The organism is Bradyrhizobium genosp. SA-4 str. CB756 (assembly GCF_000473125.1).
Lineage (GTDB): Bacteria > Pseudomonadota > Alphaproteobacteria > Rhizobiales > Xanthobacteraceae > Bradyrhizobium > Bradyrhizobium arachidis.
The window spans coordinates 5,033,760-5,049,139 of record NZ_KI421499.1 but is presented as its reverse complement, the minus strand read 5'-3'; the positions used below and the strand labels follow the sequence as shown (position 1 = coordinate 5,049,139).

The following is a 15,380-nucleotide window of genomic DNA, read 5'->3' as shown; positions in this document are numbered from 1 at the left end:
CCGAAGCGCTTGAGGTCGGCATGGTGCCGGAATACGACCATGTCAGGCCCATGCCAAGCCCGGACAAACGCCGTCTTTCGGCGCGCGGTTCCAGGTCGTTCAAAAGGGGGACATATGATCACCGGCCTCGATCACGTCGTCGCTCTGGTCAGGGACATCGGCGCGGCCAAGGCGGCCTATCAGACGCTCCTCGGGCGCGCGCCGGCCTGGCAGAACTCGGGCGAGGGCGCCGACCGGGTGCTGTTCACGCTTGAGAACATGACCATCGAATTGATGGCGCCGAGCGGCTTCACCGCGACCGCCGACCGCATGCGTGCGCTGCTCGACGACCATGAAGGCGTGCTCGCCAGCCTGTGCTTCCGTGTCGCAGACATGGGCAAGATGCACCGTCGGCTGGACCGGGTGGCGCTGAAGCCCGATCCCGTCGCCGAGGTCGAGAGCAGCGACGATGCGAGCGGTGCGGTTCTGCACTGGAAGCGCACGCGCGCCGCCACCGAGCTCACGCGCGGGGTGCGCATCTTCTTTCTCGAGCTTGCCGAGGAGCGGCCGAAGTCTGTCGCGACCGACGCCGCGCCGGTCGACGGGCTCGACCATGTCGTGATCACCACCGAGGATTCCGATCGTGCCGCCGCGCTCTACGGCGCGCGGCTCGGGCTCGATCTCGCGCTCGATCGCTCGCATCACGACTGGGGCCAGCTGATGTTCTTCCGCTGCGGCGATCTCATCGTCGAGGTGGTGCGCCGCCCCGTGGCGGGCGGGGATCTACAGCGCGACCGCCTCTGGGGCCTGAGCTGGCGCGTCGCCGACATCGACGCCACCCGCGCCCGCCTGATCGCCGCCGGCCTCGACGTCAGCGAGGTCCGCAACGGCCGCAAGCCCGGCACGCGCATCATGACGGTGCGCAGCGGCACCTGCGGCATCCAGACGGTGCTCCTCGAGCGCTCGCCGAAGCCGGTGGAGTGAGGCGGTTCTCTCCGTTCGAAGACTCCCGTAGGGTGGGCAAAGCGGAGCGTGCCCACGCCTTCGATCCGTACTGAGAAGACGTGGGCACGGCGCAAGTGCGCCTTTGCCCACCCTACGAAACCGCCTCCTGGGCACGAGATCGTTCTCAAACGTTCGCGCGCGTGATACATGCGATCTGGACGACCACCCAGCGAGCACCCGGTTTGGCGACAGCAAAGGCAAAGCGAACCCTGAAATGGCAGCGCGACCCCGAGGGGATGCGGCTGCGCATTCTCGAAGCCGCCAAGCAGGAGTTTTCCGCCCATGGTCTTGCCGGCGCGCGCGTCGACCGCATTGCGGCGAAAGCCGGCGCCAACAAGCGCATGCTGTACTACCACGTCGGCAACAAGGACGAGCTCTACCTTGCGGTGCTCGAAGGCGCCTATGACAAGATCCGCAGCGAGGAGCGGGGGCTCGATCTCGAACATCTCGATCCGCCCGAGGCGATCCGGCGCCTGATCGAGTTCACCTGGAATTACTTCCTGCGCAATCCCGAATTCCTGTCGCTGCTCCAGACCGAGAACCTCGCGCGCGCAAAGCATTTGAAGAAATCGACCAAGGTCAAGTCGATGCACTCGCCCTTCGTCGAGATGATCCGCACCGTGGTGCGGCGCGGCGTCGAGAGCGGCGAGTTCCAGGTCGCTGTCGATCCGGTCCAGCTCTACATCTCGATCGCGGGCCTCTGCTTCTTCTACCTCTCGAACTCGGCGACGCTCAGCGTGATCTTCGGCCGCGACCTGCTCGCCAAGGACGCCAAGGACGAGCGGCTTTCGCACATGGTCGGCCTCGTGCTCGCCGCGCTGACGGGCCAGTCGGCCGCGCTGTTCGAGATTGCGAAGGCGCCGAAGTCGCGCACCGCAGTGGCGCAGACGGCGTAGCCAAACTCTCCGCTGTCATCGCCCGACTTGATCGGGCGATCCAGTATTCCAGAGACGCCGGTGGGTCCGGAGAAGCCGCGGCGTACTGGATTCCCCGCCTTCGCGGGGAATGACACCGAGGATGGGGCGCGACCATCCGGCCTTCGCGGCCACCTGTTACGTTTCAGCTGCCGGAACCCTGCACAAAACGTCACAGGGAAAGCTCTGGACAGTATTTATCCAACGGGTTAATTTCTCGCCCGAACGAAGAAGAATGCCGGGAGTGAGACGTGGCTGAAGTGAAGCCGCAAAACGCGGTGTCCAAGATGCTGAATGCGGCCTGGGTGCGGCCGCTGCTGTTCCTGGTGTTCATCGTCGTGGCCTGGGATCTTTCGATCCGGCTGTTCAAGATCCCCGCCTATCAGATCCCGTCGCCGGGTGATGTGCTTGCCGTGCTCCGCACCGACTGGCCGGAACTGCTGCGCCAATCCTGGCCCACCACTTACGCGACCATCTGGGGCTTCGTGCTCTCCGCGCTGTTCGGCATCCCCGTGGCGATGCTGATCGCGGGATCGAAGACGGTGGAGAGCTACGTCTACCCGCTGCTGGTGTTCTCCCAGTCCGTGCCGAAGATCGCGATCGCGCCGCTGTTCGTGGTCTGGTTCGGCTTCGGCATCCTGCCGAAGGTGATCTCGGCCTTCCTGCTCGGCTTCTTCCCGGTGGTGGTCTCCGCCGTGCAGGGCTTCAAGTCGGTCGACCCTGACATGGTCGATCTCGCCCGCGCCATGCAGGGCAGCCGCTTCCAGGTGTTCCGCGCGGTGAACCTGCCGCATGCGCTGCCGGCGATCTTCTCCGGCCTGAAAGTCTCGGTGACGCTCGCCGTGGTCGGCGCCGTCGTCGGCGAGTTCGTCGGCTCCAATTCCGGCATCGGCTACGTCATGCAGCGCTCGATCGGCACCTTCGACCTGCCGACGATGTTCGCGGCTCTCGTGATCCTGGCGCTGCTCGGCGTCATCCTGTTCTGGATCGTGGACCGCATCGAGAAGCTGGTCATTCCCTGGCATGTCAGCCAGCGTGAGGACGTGATTTTCGCATCTTAAACTTAAGCAACGGCTCAGCAACGGCCGAAACATAACGACAAAGGGAGAGTGACGATGAAGCGGTGGATTGGGGCTGCATCAGTGGCGCTGATGATGTTTGCGGCCATGCCGGCACAGGCGGCCGACAAGGTCGTGCTGATGCTGAACTGGTACGTCTATGGCGAGCACGCGCCGTTCTATTACGGCAAGGCCAAGGGCATCTATGCCGCCGAGGGCATCGACCTCGAGATCCAGGAAGGCCGCGGCTCGGCTGCGACCACGCAGGCCGTCGCCGCCAAGACCGCCGATTTCGGCTATGTCGACGTGCCCACCATGATGCGCGCCGCGATCAAGGGGGCACCCGTGGTCGCGACCGGCGTCTTGCTCCAGACCTCACCGATGTCCGCCATGGGTTTTGCCGACAAGAACATCAAAAAGCCTGAGGACATCAAGGGCAAGACGGTGGCGATCACGCCGGCGGACTCCATGACCCAGATCTGGCCGCTGTTCCTGAAGAAGACCGGCCTCAAGGAAAGCGATTTCAAGACCGTTGCCGGCGACGGCCAGACCAAGCTCAACGCCGTCATCAACGGCCAGGCTGATCTCTTGCTCGGCTACGTCATGGACCAGTCGATGAAGATCAAGGACGCCACGGGTAAGGACGTGTACCCGATCAAGTTCGCCGACTACGGCATCAACATGGTTTCCTCCGGCATCATCGCCAACTCCGACTACGTGAAGGCCAATGCCGATCTCGTCCGCCGCTTCATGTCGGCGACGACCAAGGCGGTCGAAGCTGCCGAGAAGGAGCCGAAGGCGGCCGCGCAGTCGATCCTCGATGCCAACCCCAAGGGCGGCAAGATCGACACGCTGACGCAGGGCTTTGAGCTGACCATTCCGCTTTACCGGACCGCGGAAACCAAGAGCAAGCGGCCGTTCCAGGTCACCGACCAGAACATGACCGACTCGGTCAACCTGATGGTCGAATATGGCGGCCTCGACGCCAAGGCCAAGGAGAACCCGAAGGCCTTCTACACCAACGACTATCTGCCGAAGAGTGGCTCGTGAAAGCAGTAATCGTCGCCCGTCATTCCGGGTTCGATGCTTCGCATCGCCCCGGAATGACGGGCATATCGTTGAGTGGACCCGTTTGAATGAACCCAGCAACAAAGACAGCTGACGTGCAGCCGGCCGCGCATCTGAGACTGGTGAGCGACCGGGCCGGCGATGCGTCGGGCATCAAGCTATCAGGCGTGTCGAAGACCTACCGGACGCGCGACGGCGACGTGCCGTCGCTGCGGCCGCTCGATTTCCACATCAATGACGGCGAGTTCTTCGTCGTGGTCGGCCCCTCCGGCTGCGGCAAGTCCACGCTGCTCAAGCTGATCTCCGGCCTGCTGCCGCCGACCACGGGCGAAGTCCTGGTCGAGGGCGAGAAGGTGACGAAGCCGCATGGCAATGTCGGCATTGTGTTCCAGAACGCGCTGCTGCTGCCCTGGCGCAACATCCTCAACAACGTGATGCTGCCGATCGACATGAAGCGGCTGCCGCGGCAGGAATATCTCGACCGCGCCAGGTCGCTTCTGAAGCTGGTCGGGCTCGAAGGCTTCGAGAAGAAGCTGCCCTGGCAGCTCTCCGGCGGCATGCAGCAGCGCGCCTCGATCTGCCGCGCGCTGGTGCACGACCCCAGGATCATGCTGATGGACGAGCCGTTCGGCGCGCTCGACGCGCTGACGCGCGAGCGCATGAATGTCGAATTGATGCGGATTCAGCGCGAGACCAAGAAGACGGTGCTGCTGATCACGCATTCGATTCCGGAAGCGGTGTTCCTCGCCGATCGCGTGCTGGTCATGACCGAGCGACCCGGTGCGGTCGCCGCGATCTACGACGTGCCGCTGCCGCGCCCGCGCTCGCTCGACGTGATGGCCGATCCTGTCTTCACCGAGCTCGTGCAACGCATCCGCAAGCATTTCTTCTCGCAAGGTTCGCTGGACTAAAACCATGGCGCCGCGCCTGAAGCTGCGAGACATCGCCTTTTTCGAACGCCCCGTGCAGTTCGCGCGGCCGTTCCGTTTTGGCGCGATCACGATCAATGCGACGCCGCAGCTCTTCGTACGCGCTGAGATCGAGGTCGAGGGCAGGGGAAGCGCGGTCGGCGCCAGCGCCGAGCTGCTGGTGCCGAAATGGTTCGACAAGCGGCCGGAGCTGTCGCCGGCGCAGACGGTCGACGGCCTGCGACGATCGCTGGAGATCGCGCGTGGGCTCTATCTGGCGCGGACCGGATATTTGACCGCGTTCGATCTGCATGCGTCCTGCATCGGTGCGCAGATCGCGACATGTGCGAAGAAGAACATTCCGGCGCTTGCCGCGGCTTATGGCCCGGCGGAGATCGACAAGGCGATCCTCGATGCCCTGCTACGCGCCACCGAGACCAGCTTCTTCGACGGCATGGCCGGTAACGTCGTGGGCATTGATGCGCGGCTTTCGCCTGATCTGAAGGACGCTGATCTCACCGCGTTCCTCGCCGGCCGAAGGCCGCTGCCGCGCGTTGCTATCCGGCATACGGTCGGCCTTGACGACACCGTCGAAGGCGAGGGCGGTGTCGCCGATGCGCACGAGAACGCCGGTGCGAGTTATTTCAAGCTAAAGCTGTCGGGCAATCCCGCGGCCGATGCCGCGCGTCTGGCACGGATCGGCAAGGAACTCGACACGCTCGGACGCGACACCAAGGTGACGCTCGACGCCAACGAGCAATACGCCGACTTGGCCGCGCTGCAGGCACTGATGGACCAGCTCGATCGCGATTCCACCTTGCGGCCGATCGCCTCACGCCTGCTGTATGTCGAGCAGCCGATGCCGCGCGACATCACGCGGCAATCCCCGCTCGGCGCGCTGGCTGCGCATGGCTTGATCATCGACGAGGCCGACGATTCCTACGATGCCTTCCCGGCGGCGCGGGCGCTGGGCTATTGCGGTATCTCCTCAAAGTCCTGCAAAGGGATGTACAAGTCCATCGTCAATGCGACGCGCGCGGCGAAGTGGAGCGCGGCCGGCGAGCGGTTCTTCGTCACCGGCGAGGACCTCACCTGCCAGGCGGGCCTTGCCGTGCAGCAGGATCTCGCGCTCGGTGCCTTCATCGGCGTCACCCATGCCGAGCGCAACGGCCATCACTATGTCGACGGTTTTGGCGACACGCCCGCCGCGGAAGCTGCGGCCTTCGCTGCCGCGCATCCCGATCTCTATGCCGATGCCGGGCAGGGCATCCGGCTCTCCATTCACGATGGCGATCTCCTGACGGGATCGCTCAACACAGTGGGCTTTGCGACGTCGGTCCATCCGGACTGGTCGGCGCTCCGCCCGCTCGAACAGCCAACATCACTGCAGGAGCAATTGGCATGACCACCCAACGCCTCGGCCTCATCATGAACGGCGTCACCGGCCGCATGGGGCTCAACCAGCATCTGATCCGCTCGATCGTCGCGATCCGCGACCAGGGCGGCGTCCGCCTGAAAAACGGCGACCGCGTCATGCCCGATCCGATCCTGGTCGGCCGCAGCGCCGACAAGGTCGAGGCGCTTGCCAAGCGCTACAACATCACGCGCTGGACCACCGATCTCGATGCCGCGCTCGCCGACACCAACGACACCATGTTCTTCGACGCTGCGACCACGCAGGCGCGCCCCGGCCTGCTGACCCAGGCCATCAATGCCGGCAAGCACGTCTATTGCGAGAAGCCGATCGCGACGAATTTCGAGGAAGCCGTCGAGGTGGTGAAGCTCGCCAATGCCAAGGGCGTCAAGCACGGCACGGTGCAGGACAAGCTGTTCCTGCCGGGGTTGAAGAAGATCGCCTTCCTGCGCGACTCCGACTTCTTCGGCCGCATCCTCTCGGTGCGCGGCGAGTTCGGCTATTGGGTGTTCGAAGGCGGCTGGCAGGAAGCGCAGCGGCCGTCCTGGAACTACCGCAGCGAGGACGGCGGCGGCATCATCCTCGACATGGTCTGCCACTGGCGCTACGTGCTCGACAATCTCTTCGGCGAGGTCGAGAGCGTGATGTGCATCGGCAATACCGACATTCCCGAGCGCTACGACGAGCAGGGCAACAAGTACAAGGCGACCGCGGATGATTCCGCCTACGCGACGTTCCAGCTCAAGGGCGGCGTCATCGCCCACATCAACATGTCCTGGGTGACGCGCGTCTATCGCGACGACCTCGTGACCTTCCAGGTCGACGGCACGCTCGGCTCGGCAGTCGCGGGCCTCACCGACTGCATGATCCAGGCGCGGCAGGCTACCCCGCGGCCGGTCTGGAATCCCGACGAGAAGCGGTTGCACGATTTCTACGGCGACTGGCAGAAGATGCCCGACAACGTGAGCTACGACAACGGCTTCAAGGAGCAGTGGGAGATGTTCATCCGTCACGTCTACGAGGATGCTCCCTACAAGTTCACGCTGCTCGAAGGCGCCAAGGGCGTTCAGCTCGCCGAATGCGCGCTGAAGAGCTGGAAGGAGCGACGCTGGATCGACGTCGCCCCGATCAAGGCCTGAGGAGGGAGACATGAACAAGCCCGTCCAACCGATGTCATCCCTATCGCTCAAGCTGCCGAAGGCCGATCGCTCGATCGAGACCTACCGGCTCGCGGCCTCGCGCACGTTCCCGGAGAAGCTCGAGGGGCCGCTGAACCGCATCGCCTTCTCGGCCGTGCATACGGTCGCCGATCCGTTCGCGGACAACGATCCCTGGCTTTCCGTTGCCGTCGACTGGGACAAGACCATCGCCTTCCGCGAGCACGTCTGGGACCTCGGCCTCGGCGTCGCCGAAGCCATGGACACCGCGCAGCGCGGCATGGGGCTGGACTGGCCGACCTCGCTGGAGCTGATCACGCGTTCGGTGTCGGCGGCAAAGCGCCGCAACGCGCTGGTGTTCTCCGGCGCGGGCACCGACCATCTCGCGGTCGAGGACGCCAAGAGCCTCGACGACGTGATCCGGGCCTATGAGGAGCAGCTCTCGGCGGTCGAGAAGGTCGGCGGCCGCATCATCCTGATGGCCTCGCGCGCGCTGGCAAAACTCGGCCGCAGCGCCGACGACTACGCCAAGGTCTACAACCGTGTGCTGTCGCAGGTTCGTGAACCCGTGATCATCCACTGGCTCGGCGACATGTTCGATCCCGCCCTGACCGGATATTGGGGCACCAAGGATCTCGACAAGGCGATGGACATCGCGGTCGCCATCATCAACAACAACGCCGCCAAGGTCGACGGCGTCAAGGTCTCGCTGCTGGACAAGCAGCGCGAGATCGACATGCGCCGGCGCCTCGACAAGCGCATCAAGATGTACACCGGCGACGACTTCAACTACGCGGAGCTGATCGCCGGCGATAGCCAAGGCTTTTCGCACGCGCTGCTCGGCATCTTCGATGCCATTGCACCCGCGGCGTCCTACGCGCTGTCGCGGCTCGCGGCTGGCGACGAAGCGGGCTTCCACGACGTGCTCGGGCCGACGGTGCCGTTATCGCGTCACATCTTCAAGGCGCCGACGCGCTTCTACAAGACCGGCGTCGTCTTCATGGCGTATCTCAATGGCCACCAGGATCATTTCACCATGGTCGGGGGACAGGAGAGCACGCGCTCAACGTTGCATCTGGCCGAGCTGTTCCGTCTCGCTGACAAGGCCGGCCTGCTCGCCAATCCCGAACTCGCGACGCAGCGGATGAAGACCGTGCTCGCCACCCACGGTATCGAATCCTGATGCGCGATTTCTCGTCTGACCACCGCTGGCTGTCGCTGAACACGGCGACCGTTCGCAAGCAGGGTGACCTCGTCGAGATCATCGATGCCTGTGCGAAGCACGGCATCCGCGCCATCGATCCCTGGCGCGACCAGGTCGCCGCCGTCGGTCTCGACCGTGCCGCGCGCGCGGTGCGCGATGCTGGCCTCGATCTCTCAGGCTATTGCCGCGGCGGCATGTTCACCTCGGACGCCGCGCGCCGGGGCGAGGTGCGCGACGATAACCGCCGCTGCGTCGATGAAGCCAAGGCGCTCGGCGCGCCCTGCATCGTCCTCGTCGTCGGCGGCCTGCCGCAATATTCGCGGCCGGGCAGCGAGGCCTCGAAGGACATCGTGGCTGCGCGCGGGCAGGTCGAGGAAGCTCTTGCCGACATGCTCGACTATGCGAGGCAGGCCAAGCTGCCGCTGGCCATCGAGCCCTTGCACCCGGCCTACGCGGCCGACCGCGCCTGCGTGAACACGACAAAGCAGGCGCTCGACATCTGCGACCGGCTCGACCCCGGCCGCAGTGGCATACTCGGCGTCGCGCTCGACGTCTATCACATCTGGTGGGATCCGGAGCTGATGGGCCAGATCGCGCGTGCCGGCAAGGATCGCCTGCTCGCCTTCCATGTCTGCGACTGGCTGGTGCCGACCAAGGACATCCTCAACGACCGCGGCATGATGGGCGACGGCGTCATCGACATCAAATCGGCCCGCGCCGCAGTCGAAGCGCAGGGCTTTGCCGGCTATTCGGAGATCGAGATCTTCTCGAATGACTGGTGGGGCAAGCCGATGGACGAGCTGCTGCGCACCTGCATCGCGCGGCACAAGACGGTGGTCTAGAGCATGATCCGGAAAAGTGCGTAGCAGTTTTCCGAAAAGATCATGCTCAAACAGTAACCCAAAGCGCGATGGTGATTCATGCCATCGCGCTTTGGGGCGTGTACTCATTAAGGCAATGTCAGCAGCTGATGGCCAAGCGGAAAGCATCTGCTCGGGTTGAGCGTTACCGCTTTTGACCCATCTCGGACATCAATTCGCCAGGCCGAGACTAACCGGAGGCCGGTTGCCTCGACGACGGCGGCCCGCGCACTCAGGCCCTCCAAATCAATGATTACCTCGTTGGGGAAACGGTCGGCGAGGCCGCCGGGTTAACGACGCCATAGTGGTCAGCCAGGAAATTGCTCGAGTTGGCATAATTCGCCGGCCGAGACCGTTCCGGTAGCATCGTGGCGTTCCACGCCTCCCAGTCGCTTTTCAGCCGCTCGAATACGTCTTTCTCCCGGTCCTTGAGGTTGGCCCGCTCACGCGGGTCTTTCTCAATATCGAAGAGGAATTCGTTCCCGGCGATCCGCAAATATTTCCGATCGCCGTCGCGGATAGCACGCTGCGATCCCGCCTTATAGCGCCAGCACAACTTCCGTGGATGTGGCCCTGCGCTCCCACTCAAAACTTGTCCGAGGTCCTCACCATCGGATGGATACGCCGCGTCCGGCGACGTGCCGGCGACAGCCAGCAAGGTCGGCATCCAGTCCATCGTGATCATGACTTGCTTGGACACCGCCCCAGGCGCGATGCGTCCGGGCCAGCGCACAATCGCGGGAATGCGAATGCCACCTTCGAGCAGCTCATGCTTCATGCCGGTAAACGGCCACACGTTAGAGAATCGTTCACCGCCATTGTCGCTGGTGAGAACGACAATGGTGTTGCCAGCGAGACCGCCGGCATCGAGCGCTTGCAGCACGCGACCGATATTGGCGTCCAGGCTTTGCACCATCGCCGCGTAAGTTTTCTGCGAGCCGCCATCGCGGTCAAAAATGTTTCTGATCCGCTTCGATTCTGCCTCATCATCTGGCCCTTCCCATGGCCAATGCGGCGCGGTGAAATGCAGACTCAGCAGAAACGGCTCCTTTGACTTGGCGTAGCCTTCGATGGTTTGCACGGCTCGATCGCCGAGTAAGTTTGTCATGTAACCGTGACGCTCAACCGGTACCTCCTGCTCGTAAAGTTGATGAGCAAGTCCGGGAAACGGTAACACGTACGTCCGGGAAGCCTCCGCGCCATGATTGAAATAGTCTGCGCAGCAGCCGAGTATGCCGAAAAACTGGTCATAGCCGCTCTTCAAGGGACTGAAATCCGGCAGATCACCAAGATGCCACTTTCCGACCAGCGTCGTGCCATACCCAACATTCTTCAGCAGCGACGGCAAAGTGGGGTGACTTGGCGCCAGGCCGGTCCCTTTGGGGCTCAAAGAAATAAGCGGCTCTTCGAGCCCAACCGGCAACCGAGTGTGATAGCGCCCCGTGATCAACGCCGTGCGCGTCGCAGAGCAGTCAGGCGAACTCGAGTACGCCTGCGTGAATCTCAATCCCTCGGCCGCCAGCCGGTCTATGTTCGGTGTCGTATAGTCCCGCTGGCCGTAGCAGCCCACATCGGCATAGCCGAGATCATCCGCCAGGATGAAGACGATGTTCGGCTTTGTCGATTGAGCCCGAGCCGGGCGACGATGACCCATACCCGCGAGTGCCAATGAACTCGCTGCAGTCGTTTGAACAAATCGACGACGAGAAATTGTGCTCTGCTGAACCATGAGCGCCATCCCTCTTAAGTTGATATATGATTTAGATCAAACCATAACATGCTGACTGCTTTCGGGCCAGTTCACAGGTTGCCGGCGAGAGCTGAACCGAAAGCACCGCAGCACCAGAGAAAGGCAGCATCATTGTCCTTGAACGCACACATGGAGATGCCGCCTTGAAAGTGGCCCGCAATTGACTGAAGAGGCCTGACGCTGCGTCATGGTTCGGCGTGGGGATATGTGTGGGTTCAGTTTATACCGGCGGTCTCCACTCGCTGAAGTCACACATGTCGTACTGGCCCAGCAGCGAAGTGCCGACACCGCTCTCGCGGTGGCCAGCTTAGCGGATGCAGCGGACGAGATTGGCGCGCTGAGTCTCTTTGCGTTTTGACCCCGTAGCGGACACCAACCCTCGCTTCCAATGTGCTAGACTGAGCCCGGTCAGATGCTTCCGGGGCCCCCATGAAGCGGCGCGAGTTTATCACGCTGATTGCTGGCGCTGCGGCATTGCCGCTCGAAGCCCGAGCACAGCGGGCTGGTCGGCGGTACCGCGTCGCGGCATTGGGACCAGTCCCGCCCAGCTTCTTCGATGAGCTGGGCAGAGCCGGCTTTATCAGAGGCAGCAACCTTGAGATCGACAGTCGTGGCGAAAGCGTGACTGCCGTTTCCTATGCCAGTGCGGCCGTTCAACTGACCGAGGCGAGTCCAAATGTGCTGATAGCGGTCGGGGCCGAAGCAGGGCGTGCAGCACAGAAAGCGACGCAGCGTATTCCAATCGTGGTCATCGCGGACGACTTGCTTGGCAGCAAGCTTGTCGCTTCGATGCCGCGTCCCGAAGGTAACACTACTGGTGTCGCGATCTTTGCATTCCAGCTCGACGCCAAGCGGTTGGAGTTGCTGCATGAAGCACTGCCGGGTACCCGGCGAATAGCTGCTCTCGCCGACCGCCTTCCGATACCAAACACGGATGCTCTTAAAAGCGCGGCCAAGAGGCTCGGCGTCGAGATCGTTCCGTTTGCCGCGCGATCCGAGGAAGATCTCATCCGTGTGATTGACACCATGAAGGTCGAGGAAGTCGAGGCCGTCAACGTGCTGGCGTCGCCGATCTTGGCATCGAAATTCCAGTACCTGATCCGCGATCGGTTGGCGCTCCGTCGTCTGCCCGCCATTCTGCAGTGGCCCGAGCAGGCGGAAGAAGGCGGACTGATGGGATACGGTCCTCGGCTCAGCGCGGTCTTCGACCAATGCGCGCACCAGGTCGCAAGACTATTGCGCGGCGCAAACGTGGCCGACGTACCTGTTGAGCAGCCGATAAAGTTCGAACTGGTCATCAATCTGAAGACAGCTAAAATGTTAAGTGTCGAAATTCCGCCGATGCTACTCTCCCGTGCCGACAAGACGATCGAGTGAGTTGTCGATTTCTGCTTCTGGCCCCAAGCGGCGGTTGGGGGATGTCGGCTATTCCGCCGCTGTCGGGCGTAGAGCAGACATCGACGCGCTGATCCGCGGCAGCGTTCGTGAGTTCACGCCCTGGTTACCACAAGTGCGCCCCCGCGGGCTTGCGACCTGTTGCAGCGCGCTTTCGACCGGCTTGGCCGCCGGCGGCATGGCCCCTCTAGCTGGCGAAGCAGCGAGCCGGTGGGAGTACCACCAATGGTGAGGTGGACTGCCGTCAGCTTCCAGGCAGAATATCATCATGTCGATGCCGCAGCCTCGTCTTAGTCTGCGCCAGATTGGATGCGGTGATCAGTGGCATCAACGATCAGCAGACGCGGCGGATGTACCCTTGCCTGTTGACCTTGAGTGGCCCCGACGAGCAATCGTCGGGGCCATTGTCGTGATCGGTGCGACAGGGCGGGGGACCTCGGCCGAAGGCTCCGGATGCTTTGTTGCGCCGAAAAGACCGAAGGACGATTCTGGAATTCAATGTGTCGGGCCCAAATCGTTTCGAGACCGGGCGCGACTTAAAAAGTCAGACGATTGCGCTATCATAGTCACCGTCAAACACCGGACTATGACTCGTCAATTCGATCTGCGAAGCTGTCACAACACAAATGCGCTTGCAGACAAGCAGGAGCGAGGGGAGGTCCGCAGTGGAGAAAGTGCGACGCTTGCGTGCGATGAGCTCACTGTGCCGCCAACAGGCCGCATACAACAGCATGAACAAATGGAAGCTGCTCGCAGAGGCAGAATACTGGGATCATCTGGCCGATCTCGAGTTGTCGTCTCACTTCCAGCAGTGCAACTCACTTCCAACGACGCAACCTCAGTGGCTCGAATGAGATAGAGCATGATCCGGACCCGGAGGGCCGCGTTAGCGCAAAATGCGCTGCGGTTTTCCGAAGGATCATGCTCAAACAATAACCTAAAGCGCGATGACGATTCATCCTGATCTCATCGGTCTTTAGGGCAGCCTCAAGCGATCGCAAACACCGTCGGGCGGAAGACGATTTCCGCGTGAGGTCAGAACGAGGCTGCCGATTGCCTCCCACAGAGGGCCGCGGCGGGGACATATCTGGTCTCGTCGAGCTTTGAAGCAGAACGATTACGTCACCCAGCGTCGTTCGGGCGCTGCGCAAATTGCAGCGAGTGAACGCGTCCCCTCATTGACCCGCGACCTGTTGCAGCGTGTTGAAGCGCGCCTTCTGCTCGCTGCTCAGCGTGGCATAGAACTCGTCCAGGGCAGGCTCGACCAGCTTGGCGGCCGTCAGCATGGCCTCGAGCCGGTGCTGCATTGCCTCCAGCCGTCCGACCGGCGTCAGCGGGACATCGTTCGGACAGGCCGCCTGCAGGCCTTCAACGCCCTTGGCTGTCGCGTCACTGAGGCGGTCGAGCGCCTCCTTCTGCTTGCCGGCCGGGTGGAGCACAGCCTCGATCCTTTGGATCGGCAACTGGGTCAGGCCGGATTTCGGATCGCCGCAGCCCTCGGCGTTGGCTTGCTGCTGCGGCGCGCGCTCGCCGACATTGGGACCGAGCGCGTTGAAGCCGGCCTGCTGCTCGTCACTGAGCGAGTTGTAGAAATTCTCCAGTGCCGGCCGCACGATCTTGACGGCTTCCAGCGTCGCGTTGATGCGGTTCATCATCGCGCGCAAACGGCCAGGCGGAGTCAGTGCATAGGTCTCCGCGCAGGAGTCCTTGAACACTCCGGCAGCGTTGGCCGCCGCGGTCTTCAGCTCGTCGAGCAGTGCGCGTTGCTCCGGTGTCGGCCGCACGGCCCGTGCGATGTCGGCAAGCGGCCAGGCGGTCACGCCCTTGTCCGGTGTGCCGCATAATTGCTGTAGCGTTTGCGGACTCACGCTGGCGCGCTGGCGAACGCGGCCGCCGCCGCCGGCTTGCGGGTAGTCCTGCGGGTTGATGCTGGCATAGGCGGAATAGGGGTCGTCACCACCCCAGAACACGGTGTCGACGAAATCGTCATACGCATACGCCCAATAACCAGGCTCGTAGGCATAGGACCAGAAAGTGTAATTGAAAATGTCGGAATAGGCATAAGGCCAGAACACGGGCCCAAGCCAAGCGACGAACACCGCGGGGTGGCGATGTCGCCAGGCCTGCCGGGGAGCCCAGCCGCTCTGGCGGCTGGTGAGCGCCGCCTGGGCTTGCGCAGGAGCCTGCTCGCGGAAGCGCTCGGCAAACCGCCCGCGCTGGGCAGCCTGCGCAGCGGCTGCAATCGCCGGCGTCCGTCCGGTCGGAGCTTGCAGTCCAAGTCGCTGTTGGCGTGCCAGATCGCTTTGCTGAGCGCGCTGCTCACGGCCCAGCAAGCGGTTCTGCGCCTGGAGCGTCCGTTGCTGTTCGCGCAACGCCCGCGCGCCTTCCGGTTTCTGCGACTGGAGCTGCTGCACGCGCTGCTGCAGACGATCGATGCGAGTCTGGCGTTCCGTCGTCTGGCGCGACAGGATCTCGCGCTGCCGCTGCTGCACCATCTGCTGGCGCTGCTGGATCTGCTGCTGATGCTGTTGCGCGCGCTGTTCGATTTGGTCCCGTCGCGACAGCCGCTCGCCCGCGGCTGCCGGTGCGTTGGGACGTGAAGGGGCGGCGATATGCGGCGTCGGCCGCGGTGCCATGGCCGGACGTTGCGGCGCTGCCGGCGCCCGAT

General features: G+C 63.3%; 13 protein-coding genes. 11 read left to right on the top strand and 2 right to left on the bottom strand.

Annotated features, from left to right (window positions below; all coding sequences use genetic code 11):
• Positions 1-114: 114 nt before the first annotated feature.
• The 9 genes from BRAGE_RS0124585 (at position 115) to BRAGE_RS0124545 (ending at position 9,549) form a co-directional block, all read left to right on the top strand.
• Positions 115-963: a VOC family protein gene (locus tag BRAGE_RS0124585; protein WP_027558530.1), complete on the top strand. Its 849-nt coding sequence runs from the start codon at positions 115-117 to the stop codon at positions 961-963.
• Between the two features lie 257 nt (positions 964-1,220).
• Positions 1,221-1,880: a TetR/AcrR family transcriptional regulator gene (locus BRAGE_RS0124580; RefSeq protein ID WP_027558531.1), complete on the top strand. Its 660-nt coding sequence runs from the start codon at positions 1,221-1,223 to the stop codon at positions 1,878-1,880.
• 269 nt (positions 1,881-2,149) lie between these two features.
• The gene (locus BRAGE_RS0124575; protein ID WP_027558532.1) at positions 2,150-2,959 is read left to right on the top strand and encodes an ABC transporter permease; all 810 of its coding nucleotides are present in this window, start codon (positions 2,150-2,152) and stop codon (positions 2,957-2,959) included.
• Positions 2,960-3,013: 54 nt separating this feature from the next.
• Positions 3,014-4,006, top strand: coding sequence for an ABC transporter substrate-binding protein (locus tag BRAGE_RS0124570; RefSeq protein ID WP_027558533.1), 993 nt, complete (start codon positions 3,014-3,016; stop codon positions 4,004-4,006).
• A gap of 86 nt (positions 4,007-4,092) precedes the next feature.
• Entirely contained in the window at positions 4,093-4,935 is an 843-nt protein-coding gene (locus BRAGE_RS0124565; protein ID WP_027558534.1) for an ABC transporter ATP-binding protein, read from the top strand.
• A 4-nt stretch (positions 4,936-4,939) separates the two neighbouring features.
• Positions 4,940-6,337, top strand: coding sequence for a hypothetical protein (locus BRAGE_RS0124560; protein ID WP_027558535.1), 1,398 nt, complete (start codon positions 4,940-4,942; stop codon positions 6,335-6,337).
• The gene (locus BRAGE_RS0124555; protein WP_027558536.1) at positions 6,334-7,485 is read left to right on the top strand and encodes a Gfo/Idh/MocA family protein; all 1,152 of its coding nucleotides are present in this window, start codon (positions 6,334-6,336) and stop codon (positions 7,483-7,485) included. Before BRAGE_RS0124560 ends, BRAGE_RS0124555 begins: the two co-directional genes overlap by 4 nt.
• Positions 7,486-7,495: 10 nt before the next feature.
• A complete protein-coding gene (locus BRAGE_RS0124550) occupies positions 7,496-8,686 on the top strand; it encodes a dihydrodipicolinate synthase family protein (RefSeq protein WP_027558537.1) in 1,191 nt (396 codons plus the stop codon).
• Positions 8,686-9,549, top strand: a complete 864-nt coding sequence (locus BRAGE_RS0124545; protein WP_027558538.1) for a sugar phosphate isomerase/epimerase family protein — start codon at positions 8,686-8,688, stop codon at positions 9,547-9,549. Before BRAGE_RS0124550 ends, BRAGE_RS0124545 begins: the two co-directional genes overlap by 1 nt.
• 271 nt (positions 9,550-9,820) lie before the next feature.
• On the opposite strand, the gene BRAGE_RS49160 is transcribed toward BRAGE_RS0124545, so the two are convergent.
• Positions 9,821-11,296, bottom strand: coding sequence for a sulfatase family protein (locus tag BRAGE_RS49160; protein WP_199820231.1), 1,476 nt, complete (start codon positions 11,294-11,296; stop codon positions 9,821-9,823).
• Between the two features lie 450 nt (positions 11,297-11,746).
• Here BRAGE_RS49160 and BRAGE_RS0124535 point away from each other — a divergent pair, with 450 nt between their 5' ends.
• Positions 11,747-12,694, top strand: coding sequence for an ABC transporter substrate-binding protein (locus BRAGE_RS0124535; RefSeq protein WP_027558540.1), 948 nt, complete (start codon positions 11,747-11,749; stop codon positions 12,692-12,694).
• A gap of 1,193 nt (positions 12,695-13,887) precedes the next feature.
• On the opposite strand, the gene BRAGE_RS56880 is transcribed toward BRAGE_RS0124535, so the two are convergent.
• Entirely contained in the window at positions 13,888-14,787 is a 900-nt protein-coding gene (locus BRAGE_RS56880) for a Spy/CpxP family protein refolding chaperone (RefSeq protein WP_231164306.1), read from the bottom strand.
• Between the two features lie 96 nt (positions 14,788-14,883).
• Here BRAGE_RS56880 and BRAGE_RS56875 point away from each other — a divergent pair, with 96 nt between their 5' ends.
• A complete protein-coding gene (locus BRAGE_RS56875) occupies positions 14,884-15,312 on the top strand; it encodes a hypothetical protein (RefSeq protein WP_231164307.1) in 429 nt (142 codons plus the stop codon).
• Positions 15,313-15,380: the final 68 nt, after the last annotated feature.